General features: G+C 38.4%; 12 protein-coding genes and 1 pseudogene. 11 read left to right on the top strand and 2 right to left on the bottom strand.

Annotated elements, in window-relative coordinates; translation table 11 throughout:
* Positions 1 to 565: 565 nt before the first annotated feature.
* The 9 genes and pseudogenes from bioB (at position 566) to GFK82_RS01950 (ending at position 15,255) form a co-directional block, all read left to right on the top strand.
* On the top strand, positions 566 to 1,603 hold the full coding sequence (bioB, locus tag GFK82_RS01990) for a biotin synthase BioB (RefSeq protein WP_226810279.1): 1,038 nt from the start codon (positions 566 to 568) through the stop codon (positions 1,601 to 1,603).
* Positions 1,604 to 1,939: 336 nt separating this feature from the next.
* On the top strand, positions 1,940 to 3,070 hold the full coding sequence (gene hemW, locus GFK82_RS01985) for a radical SAM family heme chaperone HemW (RefSeq protein ID WP_226810278.1): 1,131 nt from the start codon (positions 1,940 to 1,942) through the stop codon (positions 3,068 to 3,070).
* Between the two features lie 1,145 nt (positions 3,071 to 4,215).
* Positions 4,216 to 5,007: a triose-phosphate isomerase gene (gene tpiA / locus GFK82_RS01980; RefSeq protein WP_226810277.1), complete on the top strand. Its 792-nt coding sequence runs from the start codon at positions 4,216 to 4,218 to the stop codon at positions 5,005 to 5,007.
* A 1,361-nt stretch (positions 5,008 to 6,368) separates the two neighbouring features.
* A pseudogene (gene rlmKL / locus GFK82_RS01975) lies at positions 6,369 to 7,427 on the top strand (bifunctional 23S rRNA (guanine(2069)-N(7))-methyltransferase RlmK/23S rRNA (guanine(2445)-N(2))-methyltransferase RlmL); the annotation flags it as partial.
* A complete protein-coding gene (locus tag GFK82_RS01970) occupies positions 7,418 to 9,343 on the top strand; it encodes an ABC transporter ATP-binding protein (RefSeq protein ID WP_226810276.1) in 1,926 nt (641 codons plus the stop codon). The pseudogene rlmKL and the gene GFK82_RS01970, both read left to right, overlap by 10 nt.
* Positions 9,344 to 9,403: 60 nt before the next feature.
* Positions 9,404 to 10,648 (top strand): membrane integrity-associated transporter subunit PqiA, encoded by a 1,245-nt coding sequence (pqiA, locus tag GFK82_RS01965; protein ID WP_320412896.1) that lies wholly within the window; start codon positions 9,404 to 9,406, stop codon positions 10,646 to 10,648.
* Positions 10,649 to 10,671: 23 nt separating this feature from the next.
* Positions 10,672 to 12,273, top strand: a complete 1,602-nt coding sequence (gene pqiB / locus GFK82_RS01960) for an intermembrane transport protein PqiB (RefSeq protein ID WP_226810274.1) — start codon at positions 10,672 to 10,674, stop codon at positions 12,271 to 12,273.
* Position 12,274: 1 nt separating this feature from the next.
* Positions 12,275 to 12,913 (top strand): membrane integrity-associated transporter subunit PqiC, encoded by a 639-nt coding sequence (gene pqiC / locus GFK82_RS01955; RefSeq protein ID WP_226811272.1) that lies wholly within the window; start codon positions 12,275 to 12,277, stop codon positions 12,911 to 12,913.
* Positions 12,914 to 13,536: 623 nt separating this feature from the next.
* On the top strand, positions 13,537 to 15,255 hold the full coding sequence (locus GFK82_RS01950) for a proline--tRNA ligase (RefSeq protein WP_226810273.1): 1,719 nt from the start codon (positions 13,537 to 13,539) through the stop codon (positions 15,253 to 15,255).
* 271 nt (positions 15,256 to 15,526) lie between these two features.
* Here the strand turns inward: GFK82_RS01950 and endA are convergent, their stop codons facing one another.
* Entirely contained in the window at positions 15,527 to 16,231 is a 705-nt protein-coding gene (gene endA, locus GFK82_RS01945) for a deoxyribonuclease I (protein WP_226810272.1), read from the bottom strand.
* 569 nt (positions 16,232 to 16,800) lie between these two features.
* On the opposite strand from endA, the gene argS reads away from it, so the two are divergent.
* Positions 16,801 to 18,531 (top strand): arginine--tRNA ligase, encoded by a 1,731-nt coding sequence (gene argS / locus GFK82_RS01940; protein WP_226811271.1) that lies wholly within the window; start codon positions 16,801 to 16,803, stop codon positions 18,529 to 18,531.
* Between the two features lie 3,368 nt (positions 18,532 to 21,899).
* Complete coding sequence (locus tag GFK82_RS01935) at positions 21,900 to 22,946, top strand: 3-deoxy-7-phosphoheptulonate synthase (RefSeq protein ID WP_282100960.1); 1,047 nt, start codon at positions 21,900 to 21,902, stop codon at positions 22,944 to 22,946.
* Positions 22,947 to 23,034: 88 nt separating this feature from the next.
* Here GFK82_RS01935 and queF read toward each other — a convergent pair whose 3' ends face one another.
* Complete coding sequence (gene queF, locus GFK82_RS01930) at positions 23,035 to 23,862, bottom strand: NADPH-dependent 7-cyano-7-deazaguanine reductase QueF (protein ID WP_226810271.1); 828 nt, start codon at positions 23,860 to 23,862, stop codon at positions 23,035 to 23,037.
* Between the last annotated feature and the right edge of the window lie 385 nt (positions 23,863 to 24,247).

Raw genomic sequence — 24,247 nt, 5'->3', positions numbered from 1 at the left:
GTATGATGGTGATCATACCATCAGGCTATTCATTGCAAATTGGTAAATAAACCATCTTAAAAAATAGTATTTTAAAAGCTATTACAGTTCAACTGAATATCAGTATAGATACGTAAAGTAAAAAAATTCTATTTTAATAAATAGGTAGCGGTAATCATCTACCGACATGCCTGGAATTTAATCGGGTATTGTTTCGATTAATCTAAAGGAGTCAAGAACTATCGCGGTTTATAAAAGATTGGTATTCAGTGTTGCATTGTATTTTATTAAAACACACCCTTTTAAGGATGTGTTCATCACTACCTCATTGAGATAATCAAGTTTTTATAACAATATTTGATTTGATAGAAAAGTGGAGGCTTGTCTCTAATGGAAGGCATGTAACAAACCGGAGCTCTTGATATATTAGTAAGACTCAAGATGTAAGTAGCTAAGCCTAGGTTATCGGCTATATTACAATATTCATCTAATAGATGAATTAAAACCCAAATATCTGGTTGACAGTATAGCGACACACTCTACACTGACGCCTTCTATTTTCTTCAAAAAACCGTGGATAATTGTTATGTCAACATCTCAACGCTGGACGCTAGCGCAGGCTAGGGCGCTGTTTGATAAGCCATTTATTGATTTACTTTTTGAAGCTCAACAGGTACATCGACAAAATTTCAGGGCAGGTGAAGTTCAGGTTAGTTCCCTACTATCAATTAAAACGGGGGCCTGTCCCGAGGATTGTAAATATTGTCCACAAAGTGCGCGTTATAGCACGGGGCTTGAGACAGAACGACTAATGCAGTTGCAGCAGGTGCTGGACGCCGCACGTAAAGCACGCGATTCTGGTTCAACACGTTTTTGTATGGGAGCCGCCTGGAAAAACCCAAACGACCGAGATATGCCGCTACTGGAGAAAATGGTTGAAGGCGTAAAGGAGATGGGGCTGGAAACATGTATGACGCTTGGCATGCTTAACGATTATCAAGCTAAGAGACTGGCAGAAGCAGGATTAGATTTCTATAACCATAACCTAGATACCTCTCCGGACTTTTATGGGAGCATCGTAACAACCCGGAGTTACCAGGATCGACTGGATACTCTCAGTACGGTTCGTCAAGCGGGCATCAAGGTATGCTCGGGAGGAATTATGGGGCTCGGTGAGAACATTACTGATCGTGCTGAGTTATTGGTGCAGCTAGCTAATTTGCCAACACCGCCAGAAAGCGTACCTATCAATATGCTGGTAAAGGTAAAAGGGACAGCACTGGCTGATAATGACGATATAGATCCATTTGATTTCATCTGTACTATTGCTGTCGCGCGTATTATGATGCCATGCTCGCATGTACGCCTATCGGCAGGCCGAGAACAGATGAACGAACAAACTCAAGCGTTATGTTTTATGGCAGGTGCTAACTCTATTTTTTATGGCTGTAAGTTGCTTACAACGCCAAATCCGGAAGAAAATCGCGACCAGGCTCTATTCCATAAACTAGGGCTCAAAATCGAGCCTCATGCTATCGCTCAGAGCGACGTAGAGCAGCAGATGCAATTGACTGGCCAATTACTATCAGGGGATACATCGCAATACTACAATGCGGCACGTTAATATCTCAGGGTTGGATGAGAATATGGTATTAGAAAACGTCTAATGTTCAGCAAAAACATTTTTAATACTGCTAATGTTTTAATCTTCACTGATAGCATAATAAATGCTACGCCAGGATTATATTTTTCTAAAACAAATAGATGTACTGTTTTTTAGACATAGTCTCAATTAAAAAAACCGACTGGCCCAGTTCGGTGCTGTGCCAGTGATTATCTAAAAATTCAACATTATTTCATGGAGGATGCTCCCTGCCAGGCAGGCTAACAAGGATTGTCTTGTCATCAAAAATCATATAGTTCAGTTCCTAATGGCGATGACGTTGTGAGGATTTTCTCTATGCTTTTTTTGCCACCGTTAAGTTTGTATTTGCATATTCCCTGGTGTATGAAAAAATGTCCTTATTGTGATTTCCATGCTATCGCGCTTCAGCGCGAGGTATCGCTTAAGGAATATGTGAAACATTTGCTGATGGATTTGGAGCATGATATTCAGTTAATTGCCTCTCGTACTGTTAACACCCTATTTATTGGCGGTGGTACCCCTAGCCTTCTTTCAGCTAGCGTTATGAAGTCTCTACTTGATGGAATCCGCCAGCGGGTATCGCTAGCACCAAATGCTGAAATCACCATGGAAGCAAATCCGGGCACTGTCGAAGCAGATCGTTTTATGAGTTATCAGAAGGCGGGTATTAACCGGATCTCCATTGGCGTACAAAGCTTCAATCAGGAGCAGCTCTTCCGTCTTGGGCGCATACATAGACCTGAAGATGCTCGATATGCGGCACGGTTAGCGATTTCGCTTGGTCTACGTAACTTTAATCTTGATCTGATGCACGGCCTTCCTGAGCAATCCCTCTCAGGTGCTCTTAATGATATTGCTCAGGCTATAGCCCTGAAACCTCCGCATGTATCCTGGTATCAATTAACTATTGAACCGAATACATTATTTGCCTCAAAACCACCAATATTACCTAATAGTGATACGCTATGGGATATTTACCAGAACTGTAATCAGGTGCTAACCTCAGCAGGTTACCAGCAGTATGAAATCTCGGCCTATGCCCAGCCTGGCTTTCAATGTCGCCATAATCTTAACTACTGGCGTTTCGGCGATTATCTTGGGATCGGCTGCGCTGCTCACGGAAAACTGAGTCTACCCGATGGTAGAGTGATGCGGACTATCAAAACGCGCTCTCCATACAGCTACATGCAAGGAAATTATTTAGCCAAACACTATGAAGTGTTGCCAGCTGATTTAACATTGGAATATTTCATGAATCGTTTTAGGCTGATGGAAGCATGTCCGCGTATTGAATTTACCACATTTACTGGAGTTTCAGAAACTACAGTTCGCTCTGCACTAGATCAAGCGCTTACTGGAAATTATATTACTGAAAATATCACTCACTGGCAGATCACGGATAAAGGAAGGTTATTTCTTAATTCCTTATTGGAGTTGTTTATATGAAATATTTTATTTTTCATGATGTTACCTTCTGTATAAAAATCTAAAGACCGAGAAATAATTTTGTAAAAAAACATGAAAATTTACTTTCATAGTCGATACAAACCTTTTCTTGCGACTAGAAAAGACATCAAGTTAGTAGTAATAAATCCAGACTATTATGCAAGTCATCATCTGTTAATTCTGGCACTTGACTAAAACTGAATCAGGTTTGCGTGTTGTTTATATAAGTACAATATTTAGATTGTCCATAAACTCCGCAAAACCCATACCATAATCAGAGTATGAAGAGTAGGGTGCTGTGAACCTAATGATTATAGATGAAACATCTCCTACTTAAATTGTGACTTTTTGGTATTATGAAACGGATGACGCGATAAAAATATGAATAAACCGCTTATGTAAAAAGCTTGAGAGAGAATACCGTATTGGCTTAATCCTATGTCTATACAAAGAGTCATCGAGTGATTTTATAATCATATATAAGATATAGTGTTTTTTTGCTTTTCCTGTTCTACGTAAATTGGTAGAGATGGTATAACATCAATATTATCTCTTAGTTGATCTTGAGGAGTTATATATCATAAAAATCTAACAAGATTAGACTACATAGTTAGAAATAAATCATTTAAAACAATGAGTTAATTTTACAAAAAGTAGCATGCAGATCAATACTAGCTTCCGTCTAATCAATATTTCTTCAAAATAAGAAATACATGTAAGACAATCACCAATTTTTATAAAATACACAATGTATATTCGCAGTAGAATATAGAATGGGTTCTCAAACTAATAATGGTCTCACATCTCAAAAATGAGATGATACCATTGCGTGTCTACCATAAATAAATAATGTATTAACAGAATTTATGATTCTGAATCACAGTAGATGCACTTCATGAAATAACCTGAAGTATGATTCTAATTTTCATAATTGTTTTTGTCTGAATATATAGATACATTATTATGATATTTTCCTTTTAATTGTATTCTTCAGTATATATCTAAGTAGTGCGTAATCTATCAAAATCAATCATGATGAGAAAAACCATGGCGAAAATATAGAGATCCGCTTTTTATCTTGATGCTTTTACTCGGCCCTGTGACACGAATTTTCATCTCTTGCGTTTCCTTATGGAGGAATAGTAATGCGACATCCGTTAGTAATAGGTAATTGGAAGCTGAACGGCAGCAAACTCATGGTCCTTGAATTAATCACAGTACTCCGAAACAAGCTCAGCAACGTTATCAATTGCAATATCGTCATCGCCCCTCCGATTCTCTATCTTCATTTGGCAAAAAAATACTTAAACGGTAGCCAGATTCTTTTGGGGACACAGAACGTTGATATTCATCTTACAGGCTCATTCACTGGAGAGATTTCTGCTGAAATGTTAAAAGATATCGGCGCAAAATATATTATCATCGGGCATTCTGAACGCCGAATTTATCATAAAGAAAGCGATGAACTGATCGCTGAAAAATTCGCTATCCTAAAAAAAACCGGCTTGATTCCGGTATTGTGTGTTGGGGAAAGCAAAGAAGAAAATAATGCTAAACAAACTGAAGCGGTGTGTGCCCGTCAGATTGATGTGATACTTAATCGGTTAGGTGCTAAAGCGTTTGAGAATGCTGTCATTGCCTATGAGCCTGTCTGGGCTATCGGTACTGGAAAAAGCGCTACTCCAACCCAGGCACAAGCAGTGCATAAATTTATCCGCGATCATATCGCCGCGTATGATATAGCAATCGCAGAACAAATTATTATCCAGTACGGCGGTTCAGTTAACGCCAGTAATGCTGCGGCATTATTTATCCAACCCGATATTGACGGGGCTCTCGTCGGTGGCGCAGCCCTAAAGGCGGACGTTTTCTCAGTCATTGTAAAAGCTGCCGCGCAAGAAAAAACATTACGGCCAGCAGGCTGCTATTCCTTCTGAGAAGGAATGTAGTTAAGTTGCTAAATTATAATGATGTTTTATAACCTAATCAAAATGCTCCCGATTTACACTATTTATATATTCCGATTTTTTCAAATCTCATACCCCTATACTTACATGGTGAGTCGACTGCATTTTTTTAAAAAAACAAGCTTTTCTTCCAACCAAGGATTGATATTGAGGGTCACCATCTGAATCTTAAAATAAAACTGTTAGATCATGGAAAGGTATTTCTATTATTGCGTTTTAATTCTAAAGAAAAGCATGATATGCGATGAAACTTTTTAGAAGAGACATAATATTTAAGAAGTATGATTAATAGTTGAATATCTTCTGTAACGTTATCTTATATGTAGCACAACCTAGTTTTGCTACATATAAGAGAAAAAAAGATATCTATCAGATCTAAATCTACGTTTGTTTATCACAATTAGGGTTCTTCAGAATACCAGTATTCTCCGATTTAGATTTACATCACTACAAGATTAAATTTAAATTTTTTCTTATTAAGATGTTTCATACTTATAGCGTAGGTGCTAATTTCATGGCATGTAACATATATTCGATAAAATACTTATTGACTCCACCAAGGGGATAGTAAAGACACTAAATTCCAATTTACGTTTGATAAACGTTTCTATGTGCATCTTAAGGATGCCGATAGGATAATTGAATATAGCCCGTATGAAATACACTAACATTCAAAAACATATCTCGTGGAGATATTTACCCGTTTTAGAGTACTGCTGTGCCTACATCTAACTGCGAGAAGCCAGATGTTTTTGATTCAGGACTCTCTAACCCTTACCATCTGTTTTGTTCAGTTGGCTAGAGGGTGTATAGTGTGTTCAAGGTAGGTATACCGTATCATTGATCATGCTGCTCTATCAAATCATTATCGGAAAATTTCCATCTTTCCATAATCTGAAATGTGCAATTGTGGAAATCCCTCATGAAAGAAGCGACGATTACGTCCGCTAGGTAAACCAGGATCGAATCCTATGGCAAGAGATAATGCTTAAAGTGTTCATCTTGTTTCACAATTTTAGTAATAAGCTCGGTGTATGTTTACAGTTTCGATACCGATAGTAGAGTGCTTTAAAATACCCGCTATAATTCCCCATAACCTGGCGGATCTGAATAAATAATATTATTAGTTAATAAGGTGGCGATGCTGTTTCATTCCCCATTGAGGAAACCATATTGGATTGTACCGATTTATAAAGAATGTTGAAGCGACTCGGAGTGATAAATATGATAGATAATTAGCTTAGATTAATTATTAATATATAGTTTATCACTTGACGACCATTATTATTCAGTATCGTACAAGCGATCTTGGAGTGCTCATGCCATGTGAACAACGTAGTTTTAAAGCTAAAAACGATCAACTAGGTTACACGAAGAATTCCCTGCTAGAAAATACGAGAGTGATATTCACTCAAAGTATGGAACAAAGCGCCTCTGATTTTACCAATCGTTTACGGAAAAACATTCGGGGGTTAAAAAAATGGATTGAGCAAGAGAAGATTGATTGCTACCGATTATATGATGCTGATCTACCCGAATACAATGTTACCATCGATTGCTACAGAGACTGGGTAGTTATTCAAGAATATGTTGCACCCAAAAACGTGGAACCCGCGAAAGCGCGACAACGATTATATCATGTGATTAACACTACTCTATCTATACTATCTCTACCAGCTAACCACCTTGTGCTAAAAACACGGAAACATCAGAAAGGTAGGCGTCAATATGAAAAAATCGCACAAAAAGACGAGTTCATACTAGTAGAGGAGTATGGTGCTAAATTTTGGGTCAATTTAAACGATTACCTAGATACTGGATTGTTTTTTGATCATCGTCTCGCTCGAAGAATGCTGGGGGATATTAGTCTAGGAAAAGACTTCCTTAATTTATTTTCCTATACGGGCACCGCCAGTGTACATGTCGGGATTCGTGGAGCCCATAGCACTACCTCTGTAGATATGTCGTATACTTATCTAAAGTGGGCTAAAAAAAACTTCCAGAGCAATAGTTTGATCGGGCATCAACACCGACTAATACAAGCCGATTGTCTTACTTGGTTACCCCGAGTTAAGGAAACTTTCGATATAATATTTATTGATCCACCAACCTTCTCTAATTCAAAGAGGATGATCAAAACCTTTGATATTCAGCGTGACCATCTTCAGGTAATGATGGATCTTAAGCGGATATTGCGCTCTGGGGGGGTTATTATGTTTTCTAGCAACAAGCGTGGATTCCAATTAGATTATGCAGGTCTCATTGCAGTAGGCTTACTAGCGAAATCGATCACTGACCATACTCGCTCACCGGATTGTACCCGTATCCGCCATATTCATCAATGCTGGCTAATAAGCCATGAAAACAAGGTTTTAAAGCCATGTCATTAATTAGCCTTTCCCACGCCTCGCTATCTTTTAGCGATGCGCCGCTCTTGCATGACGCCGCGCTACACATTCATCGAAAAGAGCGCGTGTGCTTGGTAGGGAGAAACGGTGCCGGAAAATCCACCCTAATGAAAATTTTAAGCTGCGAGATGCCGCTTGACGATGGTGAATTGTTTTTTGAAAAAGACCTCATCATCTCTCGACTTCAGCAAGACCTACCTCGGGATGCCGTTGGCAGGGTATTCGATTTTGTAGCCGAAGGGGTAAAATCTGAACTAAATGTATTGAAAGATTATTCCTGCATTTCTCAACGGATAGAGAAAAATCCGAGCGAAAAAAATCTAGCAGAGATGGCTCAGCTAATTGAGGTCATCGACCATCAAAATTTATGGAATTTAGAAAAAAGAATCTACGAGATAATAGCACAAATAGGACTAAGAGCTGACAGTAAGATCTCATCACTATCCGGCGGATGGATGCGAAAGGCGGCGCTATGTCGCTCATTGGTCTGTGAGCCGCAAGTATTGCTTCTAGATGAACCAACTAATCATCTAGATATTGAAAGTATCGGCTGGCTGGAAGCCTTTCTAAAGGCTTTTACTGGTAGCATAGTTTTCATTTCTCATGACAGGTCATTTATCCGAGAAATAGCAACCCGCATCGTTGATTTGGACCGAGGAAAGCTAATTTCCTGGCCGGGAAATTATGATAAATACCTAGAAAGAAAAGAGGACGAATTACGGGTTCAAAAGATACGCAACAGTGAGTTTGATTGCAAATTGGCTCAAGAAGAAGCATGGATACGTCATGGGATTAAAGCCAGACGGAGGCGTAATGAAAGACGAGTTCTCGAACTGAAAGTATTGCGGAAGAAACGCTTTGAACGGCGAGAAGTCCTGGGTATCGCGAAAATGCAAGTAGAAGAAGGGGGGAGGTCAGGTAAAAGCATCTTTCAACTAAAAGATATTAGCTATAGTATAGAAGGGAAACGGTTAATTAGCCAGTTCAGCGCGCAGGTTCAACGCGGGGACAAAATCGCTTTTATTGGCCCTAACGGGTGTGGTAAAACCACATTACTGAAGTTGATGCTTAGACAACTTACTGTTGACAGCGGTCATCTCAATTACGGCACCAAGCTGGAAGTGGCTTATTTGGAACAGTATAGCAAGGTGTGTAATCCGGAACTGACAGTAATGGAGAATCTAGCTGGTGGTCAGCAAGAAATCATGGTTCATGGTCGGATTCGTCACGTATTAGGTTATCTTCAAGATTTTTTATTTCATCCGAAAAGAGCTATGACCCCCATGAAAGTGCTTTCAGGGGGAGAGCGTAACCGATTGTTATTAGCTCGACTATTTCTTAAACCCAGCAATCTTTTAATTCTTGATGAACCTAGTAATGATCTAGATATGGAAACTTTAGAATTGCTAGAAGAATTACTTAGTACTTATCAAGGTACTGTGCTTTTGGTGAGTCATGATCGCCAATTTATAGATAACTTAGTGACAGAATGCTGGTTTTTTGAAGGAGAAGGGCGTATAGAGCGTTACGTAGGCGGCTATTTCGATACACAACGTCAACGTTGTAATCGGCTTGCACAAAGAGTGCAAATACCGGAGAAAAAAATCCCAGAATCGATGTTGATCACTAACTCTTCTTATCTAAAACGCCCATGTGGAAGCGGAAAGCTCACTTATAAATTGGAACGTGAGCTGGAAAAACTTCCTGCGCAGATAGGGAAACTGGAAGAGACAATAACCCAACTGCAATTGCAAATAGAAAAACCGCACTTCTTTAGTCAACCACAAGAGGTGATACAACCTCTCTTTCTCTTGATGAAAGAAACAAAAAAATCCCTTAATTGCTTATTTCTCCGCTGGGAAATACTAGAAATGCAAAAAAACAACATCCCGAAATAGATCATGGTAAACAACCTCATCACCCCCAGTTGCTCGAGAGAGCAGAGAGCACAAAAGGAGATGATTGTGTGTGACAATCCTCAATATCAGCATCATCTACTTTGTCCTGACTGTGATCTGTTGGTAGGACTCCCACCTCTAATACGTGGTCAAAAGGCAATGTGTCCGCGATGCCGTCACACTTTGCTAAACTATTGGCACGATCCGAAGCGCTCTTCAGTAGGTTTTGCTCTCAGCGCCCTAGTGATGCAGGGGCTAGCAAATCTATTTCCATTCGTCAATATAGAGGTTTCTAACTTAAAGCGCCAGATAACACTACTACAAATTCCAATGTTAATGATTAGTAATCATTTCTCTAGCCTAGCCACTATGTTTCTTCTATGTGTGCAGGCTATTCCAGCTCTTTGCATGATAATAATTATTTTATTGTACCTAAACATACCATTTCCGTTTCGACTAAAAACTTTCTTGGCAAAGTTATTATTTTCTCTTCGTGGCTGGGGTATGGCAGAAATTTTCCTTGGCGGGATGCTAGTCAGCTTTATTAAATTGATGGCTTACGCTCAGATCAGGATCGGTAACAGTTTTATTCCTTTCTGTTGTTTTTGTTTGTTGCAGCTGAGAGCGCTACAGTATATTGATCCGCGTGGGTTATGGGATATCATCATGCCATGCACAGTGCAGGTTAACCAATTTCATCCCGGTGAGAGTGGTTTAGGACAGGGTATACGCGCTTGTAGCTGTTGTACGCTACTTCTGCCAGCGGATATGAATAGATGTCCACGCTGTCGCACGCACGAAGGTGTGCGCCGTATGCATAGCCTGCAGTGGACCTTGGCGCTCGTACTAACTTCATTCATACTCTATATTCCGGCTAATCTACTACCGATCATGATTACCGATGGTTTTAGCAACATCCTCAACTCCACGATTATAACCGGCATTATGCTTTTATGGGCAGATGGCTCGATTCCAATCGCAATAATGATTTTTATCGCTAGCATTATAATTCCTATTGTAAAAATGATTGCGTTAGCATGGCTATGCTGGAAAGCTACTACCCGAAAAGAACGAAAGGCGAGTGATAGTGAACGGATGCATCGGTTGTATGAGGTGGTGGGATTCATCGGTCGCTGGTCGATGATCGATGTATTTGTTATTTCTGCCTTGTCTACACTGGTACGGATGGGAAGCCTGATGAGAATTATCCCCGGTATAGGTGTGGTACTATTTTCCCTGGTAGTGATTCTTACAATGATGGCTGCTAAAACATTTGATCCACGTCTATTGTGGGATAAGATTTGATAAAAATACACAGGAGTTGACTATTGACAGAAAATACTTATCAAGAAGCACGGGTAGAGAAGATCAAGCAGTGGTCTCCAGTCTGGATCATGCCGATCATTACCGCACTTATTGGTGCTTGGATTTTATTTTACCACTTTAGCCATCAGGGAAAAGTAATCATTTTGACAACGACGAGTGCCGAAGGTCTTGAGGCTGGTAAAACTGCCATCAAAAGCCGTAGTGTGGATATCGGCATCGTCGAGAGTATCAAACTAAGTGAGGATCTTAATCATGTAGAAATTCAAGCACGCATCCATCATGGCATGGAAAAAATACTCCACAAGGATTCGATGTTTTGGATTGTGAAACCACAGATTGGTAAGCAAGGAATCTCTGGGCTAGGCACATTATTATCGGGCGTTTACATTCAATTGAAACCTGGTTCAAGCATGAAGACATCATCTAAATTTAAACTCTTAGATACGGTTCCACTAGCCTTTTCTGATACACATGGTATCCGAATCCAGCTAGATAGCAATCAATCCGGGCAATTAACCAGCGGTGACCCGGTATTATTCCGCGGATTTCAAGTAGGTACGGTGGAAACTAGCCACTTCGATCCCCTAAATCGGATGATGAATTACCAGCTTTTTATCAACGCACCGTACGATAGTCTAATAACAAAAAACGTAAGATTCTGGAAGAATAGCGGTATCGCGCTTAATCTTTCAACTACAGGCATGCGTTTAGAAATGGGGGCGCTGACCACCCTATTTTCTGGTGGCGTTAGCTTTGATGTACCGAGTGGTTGGGAACAAGGAGCATTAGCTAAAGAACAACAGCATTACCAGTTATTTGATAATAAAAACAATATTCCTGATTCTCTATATACTCAACATCAGGATTATGTACTGTTTTTTGAAAGTTCGATTCGAGGTCTTCAGCCCGGTGCGCCAGTAGAATTTCGAGGTATTCGACTCGGAACTGTCGTGGAAGTGCCATTTACGATGCTCAGTACAAACCAGGAAATAAACAGCGATTATCGTATCCCCATCCTAATACGTATTGAGCCAGATCGTTTTATTAAGAAAATTGCTAAAAAATTTGATCTTCAGAAGCACCTGTCAGGAAGCGACAGACAAGCTTTTCAAGCTTCACTGAAGAGTAGCAATCTACTGACAGGGTTACTATATATCGATCTGGATTTCCAGTCACAGGATAAAATCTGGTCGCGCCCATCGACCATTCAAGGTTATCCGATAATTCCAACGACTAATAATGCTGGTCTAGCTCAGATAGAAAAAAAGTTCATCGAGGCACTAGATAAAATTAATGATTTGCCCTTGGACCCGATGCTTAATCAGATCAGTATCACACTACACGAACTACAGAGTACGTTAAAGGCTGTCAATGAAATCATCGAAAGCTCATCAATGCAGACACTTCCCCAGGCTCTGCAACAGAGCCTCAAAGAGTTAAATCGTACTATAACAGGATTTCAGCCTGGTGAACCCGCCTACAATAAAATGGTAACGGATATGCAGCATCTTGATCAGGTGTTACGGACACTCAATGCCAAGAGCAACGCGCTAGTTTTTGAAGTAAATAACGGCCATGATCTACAGCCGAAGCGAGCAAAATAAAATGCAACAATGGAATAGAATGGCATTAACCACGGCACTATTTCTTAGCGCCTGTACTACTGGTGACAACAATACTTACTATGAATTGCCGTTTAAGGCAGTTAATACTGTGGCTACGGTATACTGCGATAGTAGAGAAGTAAACACCTGCAATTTTGGTGGGGTAATGGACGAAAATGGAAGCAGTTCTACTGTCCATAGCAAGAAACATTGGATAGTGCGTGTGTCAGTGGCGGATTTTCTAGCTGGTAATGGACTGGTTTATCAGACCAGTGACGTTCAGTATGCTACAGCCAGAAGCAATTTATGGGCAAGCCCACTTGAGCAGCAACTGCAGCGAACACTAGTTGCGAATTTAAGCACCGAGATGCCGAATATATTTTTTTCTACGCAGCAAACCGGTAACGATACTGATCGGTTATCAGTAACAATTACTGGTTTTCATGGTCGGCATGATGGCCGTGCAGTTGTTCAGGGAGACTGGCTGTTAACACATGACGGATGCGTTATTCAAAAATCATTTAATCTAGCACTCATGCAGGAAAAGGATGGCTATGACGCCTTGACTCGGACGTTGGCATTAGCTTGGAATAAAGTCGGACAGCAGATGGCAAAAGATTTCGTAGCTACCATTCACTAATTATTTTTATAATAACACATATAAAACATTGTTGGTATGAATAGAAAACGTAGTAAAATAATTTGATTTCTCTATCTTTTTTATCCGTAGCTACGTCGTTCTGAGATGAGTAGTGATTGGAGTATGTAATCTTCGCCCCTTGCTCCTGTGGGGGAGCAGGAACAATATATTATGCACTCACAGTATTTTCCTTATTTCATGTATAAGGCAGTAGATTTTTTATAAAAAACATGTTCTATATATTGCTTGGTTTTAAATCGTGCAAATAAAATATATGTGTTCCTGACTTTTCACTAGGAACACAACTGCATGCCTTATTTATATGTTACTCTGATGTCTAGAATCACCCTATTACTGGAAATAAACATCTTACACGTATGCTTTCTCAGAAATAAAGAGAAAGCTCGAAGATTTTGAAGAATAGTATGCAATGTAATATTGAAAATATTCTTTTAAACAAGAATAGTGATTCTACATGATAATTGTAATTAATGGAATTACAACCCGATTTTCCAAAAAAATGAGACTTATATCACCTTACAAAATGATATATATTAATCTTATTATTTTTAGTGCATTACTAGCCTAATTTCATGCAGATGATTTTCTGGAATCCAACTAATATGCGTACTAGCCAATATCTACTTTCCACCCTTAAAGAAACCCCTGCTGATGCGGAAATGGTCAGTCATCATCTCATGCTAAGAGCTGGGATGATTCGTAAACAGGCATCTGGCATTTATACCTGGCTACCTAGTGGTTTTCGTGTTCTTCATAAAGTAGAAAAAATAATTCGTGAAGAAATGAATAATACAGGTGCAATTGAAATTACAATGCCTATTGTGCAACCAGCTAACCTATGGCAGGAAAGCGGACGATGGACTCAGTACGGTCAGGAGCTATTGCGATTTACTGACCGTCATGCTCGGTCATTTGTACTCGGTCCGACACATGAAGAAATCATCACCGATCTTGTTAGGAATGAGGTTAGTTCATACAAGCAACTGCCACTGATTTTTTATCAGATCCAAGCTAAATTCCGTGATGAAGTACGACCTCGTTTTGGTGTTATGCGTTCACGAGAATTTTTGATGAAAGACGCCTATTCTTTTCACACCAGCGAGCAATCGCTAGAAACTACCTATAGCGCCATGTATCAGGCATATGGAAACATTTTTACTCGACTTGGATTGGAATTCTGCATCGTGCAGGCAGATACTGGCACTATTGGCGGAAAGATATCCCATGAGTTTCAAGCTATAGCCGATACTGGTGAAGATGATATTGTATTTTCAAACGGATCAAATTACGCCGCTAACATTGCACTAGCAGAAGCACTCTCTCCGAAGATTAAACGCGCTGCGCCCTGCGAAGAAATGCGGTTGGTTGATACTCTTGAAGATAGCCCTATCTCTGAACTGTTAGCGAAATCCGAAGTTTCGCTGGAAAAAACCGTCAAGATAGTATTGGTTCGAGCTTGCGCCGATACTGGTTATCCGTTCGTAGCACTGATGGTGAAAGGGGATCATCAGCTTAGTGATATTAAGGCCGAAAAATTACCGCAAGTCGCAGCCCCGCTAACTTTGGCAAGCGAAGAGGAAAAGCGTCTGGTAGTCAGCGCCAGGAGTGGATTCCTTGAATTGATGAACCTACCGATGGTTATTGATCGTAGTGTGGCAGTAATGAGCGACTTCGTTGCTAGTGATAATGCTGATGGTAAATATTTCTTCGGCATAAACTGGGAGCGAGATTTTCCACTACCTGAAGTGGCTGACCTGCGTAAAGTCGTCAGCGGCGATAGTAGTCCGGATGGAAAAGGTAGACTTTACATCAAACGCGGGATTGAAGTGGGACATATTTTTCAGTTGGGCATGAAATACTCAGAGTTAATGAAAGCTAGCGTACAAGGTAAAGACGGAAAAAATCAAAGACTGAGTATGGGTTGCTACGGTATCGGACTCACCCGCGTAGTGGCAGCTGTTATTGAGCAAAACCACGACGAACAAGGTATTTTGTGGCCGGAGATTTTAGCGCCATTCAATGTCGGAATTTTACCGATCAATATGCATAAATCTTGTCGGGTTAAAGCTGTAGCAGAAAACATATATCAACAGCTAAAGACGCATGGTATTGAAGTTCTACTTGATGACCGTCAAGAGAGACTCGGTGTTATGTTTTCCGATATGGATCTTCTTGGTGTACCTCACCAGTTGATCATAGGTTCTCGTAATCTAGATTCGGAGGAAATCGAGTATAAAAATCGCCGATGCACTAAAAAAAGAATAATAAAACTTAATACAATCGTTAATTTTGTAATAGGTGAAATTAACAAGGCGATATAAAACACTGACGGAATACCATTCGTGCAGCATATAAAAATATATCAGAAGGTACAATTTTATTGTAAAGTATTATCGTTGATGAAGTATACATGAAATAATATTATACTGGTTTACTCTTAACTAGTATCCGTAAATAACTTTTTTGCCATAAAACATACTAACAGATAAGAAGCAATATACTCATAACTAATGACTAGCTAAAACCTAGTCGTCTACTTATATTGAAAATAATATAGGCGGAGGAAGTAAAATCATAAAAACACAAACATCTTTACAAGTTGCAAGATTTCTGAACATAAGGATTATAGTTTCCCTGTATCTTAGCAATGCGCCGGTTGCGCTTGCATTCCCATTCGCTAACTGGATAAGTACGATCCCATTTTTCAAATAATTGTGTTTGCGCTTGAGAAAGACGCAAATGATAACGGTCTCTCATGTAAAAGTAAGTCCGGGCAATAGCGCCGCGCGCCCGGACCGGTGGCTCCACCTGCTTGTTTTTAAAATCTACTTTCATTTCAGCTCGGCTGTATTGGCCTTCCTTATCCTGCCACTGATTATACTGATAATTACCACGATCGCCGTTTACTTCTCCAATTACAGGCTGAAGATTATGGAGATCCATTTCAATTTTCCGATACATTGAATCTTTAGCGCAGTTTTTTCGTCCTTTATTTTTCCAGCATTGTCGCTGGTGACCAAATTCCCATGCCGGCATAACGTGTTCCCATTCGATACGATTAGCTCGCACTGCATTTTTTCTAACCTGATAACCACAAGAATCGAGATTAGGAATGCCTTTCCGACCCTCCCACCGAATAGTGCAACCATAATAAAAAGTGCCAGGCGCATCGCGATTAATTTTTATCGCCTCCTTTTTTGCCTGATTGAAATCAGCAATCGCATGTAATTTAGCCTCGCTAAACAAGGGAAAGCAGAAAATACCAGTAGTGAGGAGAGTAAAAGTTTTGTTCAACATAATTAACAAGTTTGTATGTAATTTGAAGAAGTTTATATGCTCTCATTCTGTTATGACGGAAAATTGAGCGACTTGTATAAAAAAATCATCATAATGCAAATAAGCTGTTGCAGAAGATTCTTTCGAGTTCCAGGATATTGCCATATTGAGCATCGGGACTCAACTTTGCTAGATGATATTATGGATATTTGTTTTAACAGAAGAACAGAATCCATACTAAAATCTATATATTTTAAAACTCAACCCTGTCTGTTTGCATATCCATCTACTTTTTCTTAAAAATCATTCGAATCTCTAAGATGAATTTAATCATCGAAATGGAGTAGTGGAAACTGTTATAATCTCTCTATATCCATTTTCTATTTACTATAGGCATTATCTGCACTTTTCTTCTGTTAACTGTTACACTCTGTCAGTCACTCTACTGATCCTGATAGCGAGTTATGATATAAAGATACTTTATTTTTCTGGCTGAGCATCGCGGTTAACAAATTTAAACGGAATAGTTCAATCGATAAGCAGTGTAGAGATTTTTCTTTACTTTCCATCCATGTGATAAAGGTATTCCTATAAATATTCAAAGACTTCTCTCAGATAAAATCCAGAATGCACTGTTAATCTTAGGTACTCCTGCTGATTGTAAAGCACAGGTGAGACAATCAGTCAAACCTCAATTCGGGGATTATCAAGTCAATGGTTTAATAGCAATTGCTAAGCGCCTCGATCTTCCGCCCCGCACGCTAGCAAGAGACGTGGTCGATCGTGTTGATTTAAAAGGTATCGTGCGTAGAGTTGACATAGCTGGTTTAGGTTTTATCAATATCTTCCTCGATCTACGCTGGCTAGAAAAGCACCTTACTGAGATCTTGTTCTCACCGCGACTGGGGGTTTCTATCGCTTCGCCACAAACTATCGTGGTTGATTATTCCTCACCAAACGTCGCCAAGGAAATGCATGTCGGGCATGTGCGTTCTACTATTATAGGTGACGCTTCGGTACGCATATTGACGTTTTTAGGGCATAACGTCATTCGGGCTAACCACATTGGCGATTGGGGAACACAATTTGGCATATTAATTGCTTATTTAGAAACAATACACAATCACCAGGAATCCGAAATACAGCTCTCTAGTCTAGAAAGATTCTATCTTTTGGCTAACCAGAAATATCACGAGGATCCGGCTTTTGCCGAGCGCGCTCGCAACTATGTAGTGCAATTGCAAAACGGAGATGAGTATTGTAGACGCATATGGCGCCAGCTAGTAGATATCACTATGGTTCACAATCAAAAAATCTATGATCGACTTAACGTTACACTGACACTTTCAGATGTGATGGGCGAAAGTCTGTACAATTCAATGCTACCTAGCATCGTGGCAGATCTCAAGGCGAAAGGACTAGCTATCGAGAGCCAAGGAGCTATTGTGATTTTTCTCGATGAATTTAAAAATAAAGCTGGTGATCCCCTGGGGATTATCATCCAGAAAAAAGATGGGGCTTATCTATATATCACCACCGATATCGCCTGTGTAAAATACCGCTATGAGACTCTGAAAGCTGATCGGATTATCTACTATGTCGATTCACGTCAACATCAACATTTAATGCAGGTCTTGAATATTGTCAGAAAAATTCACTATATACCTGAATCTGTCAAACTTGAGCATCATATGTTTGGTATGATATTAGATAAAGATGGAAAGCCATTTAAAACCCGTGAGGGTGATACAGTAAAGCTCACGGCATTGCTCGATGAAGCAATGAGGCGAGCCCGCCGCTTAGTTGCTAAAAAAAATCCCACCATGAACAGTGATGAGCTAGAAAATCTAGCGCAGGTTGTAGGTGTTGGAGCACTAAAATATGCCGACTTATCAAAAAATCGCAACACTGATTATATTTTTGATTGGGATAATATGTTGAGTTTTGAAGGTAACACTGCCCCCTACATCCAATATGCCTATACCCGAATTTCCTCAATATTTAAACGTAGCGGTGAGGATGAAGGACACCTCATCGGCGATATGCATCTTGAGATGGAACAAGAAATCAAGTTAGCTGTTCGGCTTCTACAATTAGAAGAAGCTATTGTTATAGTCGCGCGATACGGTACTCCGCATGTCTTATGTTCCTATCTTTATGATCTAGCTGTGTTGTTTTCTGCTTTTTACGAAAACTGTCCGATTTTGAATACCGAAAAAAAAGCATTACGACAAAGCCGTCTTCAGTTATCATTGCTTACAGCGCGTACGCTGAAACAAGGTTTAAATTTATTAGGTATCGAAACGGTCGACAGAATGTAGATGATATTTAATATATACACCATGTAACTGATATCATTTGATGATTTCTTAAATATCTTAAGACAATACTATCTATCTGAGTGTGTACTGATATTGACCTAGTCAAGGCTGATAAAGATTGTTCAAAAAACCTAAAAGAAATAGAGCCACTACCGTAAAACTTTGATTTTTTAGGAAACTAAAATAGTTTAGTTCAAAATCAGCATTATATGCTGATTCAGTGAATGATATAGCTTAGCCACTAAGTTTGGATAACAGAATTTTAGCTTTTTGATTATAACCATATCAACTTAATATAATTTAAAGTAATAAAGAAATAATCTTTCAATACATTTGGTTGATATTCTGCCCACTTCGGCTATAAAATCGAATGCGCTCCCGAAGTCAGCCCGGGGTAGGACTTGCGGAAGTCGGGAGATAATAAGGTATTTCTCAAAAAAAACAATTCACCATCTTCAATATGAATATATCAGCAAGTAATCTAATAAATATTGGAGGGTAGAAAAGTCTAGCACATAATTGATATGCTCCAAGTTTCATGAGAAATGAAGTAAAATCATCTTAATCAGACAAGTGAACAGTTTTTAATAAAAGAAATATTTCTCTCTTAATTGAAAGGCAAGTATCTATAAACACAACCCAGTTCTTCTGATCTGGTTGAAATAAGAACACATCAAGAACTCCATTCCCATCGCGTTCTCTTCCAATAATCTTTTGAAGAATGTTAGGTACGCGTATTAGTCCATATGTTTATTAAAACCAAATCTAATTGAATTCAAATGAAAAGTAAAATCTATATGGGGAAGTTATTATCGATCTACAAGATATTATCAAAATAAAGAGACCTACAATATACAAATAAAAACACGGTTAATCATGGAGACTGATTTTATTAGGTTAACTAAAGTGGTTTGTATAAGTGCAGTGATCCCTTAGTTAGATAATTTGATAAAAAACTCATATTAATAGAAGGAAAGAGTAACCCCAAGACACATCCGAAAACAAATATTATAGTTGAATGATTGCGATTAAACGGATTTGGTAATCTAAATAGAGTTTAGCTTTCTATATAAACATAAAATAAACGTTATAGGTAAGAAATCTAGAAAAATAGTCAAATCACTTTAGTTTAAATAATAACTAATTGGTACTCTTTCTGTTTTATAGAAATCTTATAGTTTTAAAAAAAAGGTAGATACAATATTTGTTGTGCACGGAATTAGCTTATTTTTTTTATCCCTTAATAATAATTAAATTTTATTTTAATATAAAAACTATGAAAATAGTTCATGAATATTAAATCGTGCTGAAACAGATAGCGATCCTTATTTTAAGGAAAACTTATTAAGTTCATCACATAAAGCTTATTAAAATAATTGCTTTACTAATTAAATTACATTACTGATTAACGTATTTAATAATGAACTTAAAGGTATCTTGGAATACTAAACAACTACATAGATCTGCGATACTAATTAAAATTAGATCGTTATTAAGAGATGTAATTCAAGATTAAATCTTGCCATCATCTCTCGTTATTATCACCTTGGATGTTAGAAATGGTAAAAACTATCAAAATTTCTGATACACAAACAACAATATAATCATATTGAAAATTTTAATTATATTTCTTCTTTTTTTAGAGGATATTCTCCCCTGTTCGAAAAAGCATTTTTTTGTATTACTAATAGCTAGGGAGTATATGAACGCTCCAAATTTTTTCTTTCTCTCAATTTAACAAACGAATCCATTTGCAAAATAGAAAATATAAACAGATAATGATATATTATCTGAAATAAAGAATCCAGTCATATGAATGTGACTGTGGGTATGCAATATTTTCTATCATTACGATTATGGTGGCCTCTTCTTATTATGATAGAACGCGTGATTCAATAAGTTCTTGTATATTCCTATAACAATAAACATCACACAGCGTCTTACACACCAAAGCATCAAATTATAATGAAAATAACAAGATATGTATGGATTATCCATTTTGCGTAGAAAAATAGCATCTAGGAGATGCATTTATTGCATTTTAGTAGTAAAATAAGGTTGTGTGTATTGAGTGTTTTCTGTTTTTTAAAAACAGAAAAGATTTTATCGTGCAATACTACGGACTTCGAAGTTTCTTAAATCCAATACGATTTCATCTAAAGAACATGCTTTCTCAGACGAGAGTTTTAAAAATGTTACAAGTTTATTTATAATGTAGTTATACTACAGTCTTAGCAGATTGCCCCCTGCTGTAAAGCAGACTAAAATAGTCATATATATAAAATAAAGATCATCTCTAACAAACCATCCTTTATTGGGATTTATACTGGAACACACGAAAAACCTTCACTTATATTTTAAAATCAATACAGTTATCAACCATAGTAATTACATGTAATTCTAATTAAAAACAAGTTAATATCTTAGACAACTAATGTCTAGTCTTTTAGACTATTTTAAGAGACTGGACTGAGTGATATACCTGGAAAATATCACTAAAACAGAATTAAATTACTTTAATTTACCTCTCTGAGTAAACATTTTTACGAAAAAATGTTTATTTTTAGAAGTGATGAGCCCATGTCTATAACAATAGTATGGAATGATATTCAATTCTTCACGTTTATTAAAACATCTAAAAGAAATCTAATGAGGATGATAGAATCCCCTTTTTAAGGGTGTATTTTATAAGGAAATAAAATACATCGATATATTTATCTTCCCATTTAAACCAGATTAATCGGTATATAGCTGCTATAGCGTAAAAACTCAATCTTAAGGGAATATTTATATAATTAACTTGATTGATTTAGATACACAGTAATATAATGGTAATGAGAGTATTGAATCACCAAGTAAGCGTTATGAGATTTAATCGACAATCGATTGACATCGAGCATTTTATGTAGTAATGAAATAGACATTGTCTCGTTTTACCCCAATAGGGGTATACGTAAAATACAAGATAAATATCTATTACTAGAAAACATACTACGCTCTCAACGTATATCACTTAATCACAAATAAGTCACGGACTTATCGTGCCTTATTACAGTCTATAAAAACATAATACACAGTTAAAGTTATATGCTTGATAAAAATCATTTTCTGTTTAAAACAGATAAATTTAAAAATTAATTAAGAGTGCATCACTTTTCGCGATAACAATATCCAAAATAGTGCTTTAACAAGCACTCATTATGAAATAAGGAATTATTTCAAACATTATAGCTATATTTAGAAACAAGCTCCCGAATACATTAGAAAAATTTGCCAAGTAAGGTTGAATTCATCGGCGGTTAGGGTATCGTAAGCCTTTATACTCCCTGGTAACTCCACCGCAATGAGTCCCTATTTTAGAGATAAATATGCAAAAGACAGATGAACTGCGTATGCGGCACATTGAACCATTGATCACTCCTGCTGCGCTAGCTGCCGCCTTGCCAATAAGTGCGGAAATTACTGAAAGTATTTTACGGGTACGAAAACGTATCAAACGCATTCTTCAGGGTGAAGATCGACGCCTTCTAGTTATTATAGGGCCTTGTTCTATTCACGATACTGATGCAGCGATAGAGTACGCTCGTCGACTTAGTCCGCTGCGAGAAAAATACCAGGATCGATTAGAAATTTTAATGCGCACCTATTTTGAAAAACCACGCACTGTAGTGGGATGGAAGGGATTAATTACTGATCCCGGGCTGGACGGTAGTTTCCGGGTAAATGATGGGTTAGAGCTCGCCCGCCGACTATTACTCGCAGTCAACGAGTTAAACTTACCAACTGCTACTGAATTTTTGGATATGGTTACCGGGCAATATATAGCCGAGCTAATCAGCTGGGGGGCTATCGGCGCACGTACAACTGAAAGTCAAATCCATCGTGAAATGGCATCGGCGCTACCCTGTCCGATTGGTTTTAAAAACGGTACAGATGGTAATATTCAAATAGCAATAGACGCCATTCGAGCCGCCCGTGCCTCTCATTTGCTTCTATCGCCAAATAAATACGGCCAAATGACGATTTCTCAAACTCATGGAAACCCATATGGGCATATTATCATGCGTGGTGGAAAAATACCCAATTACCATCTAGAGAGTATTACTAATGCCTGTACACAGCTGACGTGTTTTGGGTTGCCAGCTCATCTAATAGTGGACCTCAGTCATGGCAACAGCCAGAAACAATATTTACGACAGCTAGATGTTGCACGTGTGCTCTGCCAACAATTAAAATCTGGTAGTCGTCAGGTAGTAGGGGTAATGATTGAGAGCAATCTCCTGTCCGGTAATCAGAATTTATGCCAGAATAAATCTCTTATCTACGGTCAATCTATTACTGATCCTTGCCTTGGCTGGGAAGAGAGTGAAACTCTGCTAGCAATCTTAAAGGATACAGTAGATTCCCGTTTCTAAGGTGAGTTTAGAAAGTCTAGTTACTATATGATTGCTAATCATCAGCAGTGATGGGAGAAATACGAAAAAATTTTCGCTTAGAAATACACTATTGCCGCGCAAGTCGCCCTATTACCGGTGAAAAGCATGTATTACTTCGCCAAGGATTAATATCTAGCCCACCGCGGCGTGTATAGCGGGCATATACTGATAGGAACTCAGGTTGGCAAAACTGCATCAGATCACAGAAAATGCGCTCTACGCATTGTTCATGGAACTCATTATGCTGACGAAAAGAAACCAAATAGCGTAATAGCGCCTCGCGGTTGATGCGAGCACCCTGATAACAGATTTGCACTGATCCCCAATCTGGCTGATTGGTTATTAGACAATTTGACTTTAACAAATGGCTAACTAGGGTTTCGTTGACCACCGCACCGACGGCGGCTCCTTTTAACCAACTGTTAGTCAACCTGTAATTGTCAATATGAATAGATTGATGGTCGATACATTCACCCTCTAAGTCTAGGATTGCGCTATCCGAGAACTCTGTCAGTCTGTGTAACGTGACCTCTACGTCACTAGCGGTGCACTGAGACAGGTCCTTATTTAGTTGTACACGTACTGCTTCATGAGAGGAAATTCGGGTTTGGTTAAAGCTATTTAAATACAATTTAAAACTTTTGGATTCAATCAAATTTTTGCTAGTGGCCTGTAAAACAACTTTACCAATCGCTACCTGAGGAAGACCCGAATCGTTAAGCCAAGAGAGTTCATATAGATTCCAGATATCTTCTCCATGAAAAGGCAAGGAGTATGCTTTTAATCCTAGTAAATCTCGGTTGATAGTACGCGGTACTGTTTGCAGTAGTGAGGGATTATAGTACTGAGGATAGGTAGTCGATTTTCCGAGTGTTAGTTGATCATAATGTTTCATAATTTTTACCTTAAGGTGTTACTAGTGACACTAGGCGTGGCTATCCAACATCATTAAGTTACATCATATCTTTCTAGGAAAATCAGAAATTCAATTGTCTAAAATTTTTTAAGAGATAACAGATAGTATATTAACTTCTTTAGTTCGAGCCCCTCATATCTCGAATATCGTGAAAAATTATACCCTACGATCAGGCCAAATGAGAACCTATATTTTTTGATTAGCTATAAGCTGCTAACACGGATTTCCATTACACGGATACCTTTTATGTGCGTTTGTCTCTATATACTCAGAAGGAATAATACCTGATTATAGTTTTTATTATTTTAAAAAAAATAAGCTTGTTCCTTATAATAAAACAGTTTTTAGAGAGTCCTGAAATAAA

Source organism: Candidatus Steffania adelgidicola (genome assembly GCF_020541225.1).
GTDB classification, from domain to species: Bacteria; Pseudomonadota; Gammaproteobacteria; order Enterobacterales; family Enterobacteriaceae; genus Steffania; species Steffania adelgidicola.
This window is presented reverse-complemented; position numbering and strand designations above follow the sequence as displayed.

Bases quoted from the DNA above. Each gene is read 5' to 3' on its own strand.
- pqiA (WP_320412896.1), top strand. From the start codon at position 9,404: ATGATTGTGTGTGACAATCCTCAATATCAGCATCATCTACTTTGTCCT.
- pqiC (WP_226811272.1), top strand. From the start codon at position 12,275: ATGCAACAATGGAATAGAATGGCATTAACCACGGCACTATTTCTTAGC.
- bioB (WP_226810279.1), top strand. From the start codon at position 566: ATGTCAACATCTCAACGCTGGACGCTAGCGCAGGCTAGGGCGCTGTTT.
- queF (WP_226810271.1), bottom strand. From the start codon at position 23,862: ATGAAACATTATGATCAACTAACACTCGGAAAATCGACTACCTATCCT.
- GFK82_RS01935 (WP_282100960.1), top strand. From the start codon at position 21,900: ATGCAAAAGACAGATGAACTGCGTATGCGGCACATTGAACCATTGATC.
- GFK82_RS01950 (WP_226810273.1), top strand. From the start codon at position 13,537: ATGCGTACTAGCCAATATCTACTTTCCACCCTTAAAGAAACCCCTGCT.
- endA (WP_226810272.1), bottom strand. From the start codon at position 16,231: ATGTTGAACAAAACTTTTACTCTCCTCACTACTGGTATTTTCTGCTTT.
- hemW (WP_226810278.1), top strand. From the start codon at position 1,940: ATGCTTTTTTTGCCACCGTTAAGTTTGTATTTGCATATTCCCTGGTGT.
- tpiA (WP_226810277.1), top strand. From the start codon at position 4,216: ATGCGACATCCGTTAGTAATAGGTAATTGGAAGCTGAACGGCAGCAAA.
- GFK82_RS01970 (WP_226810276.1), top strand. From the start codon at position 7,418: ATGTCATTAATTAGCCTTTCCCACGCCTCGCTATCTTTTAGCGATGCG.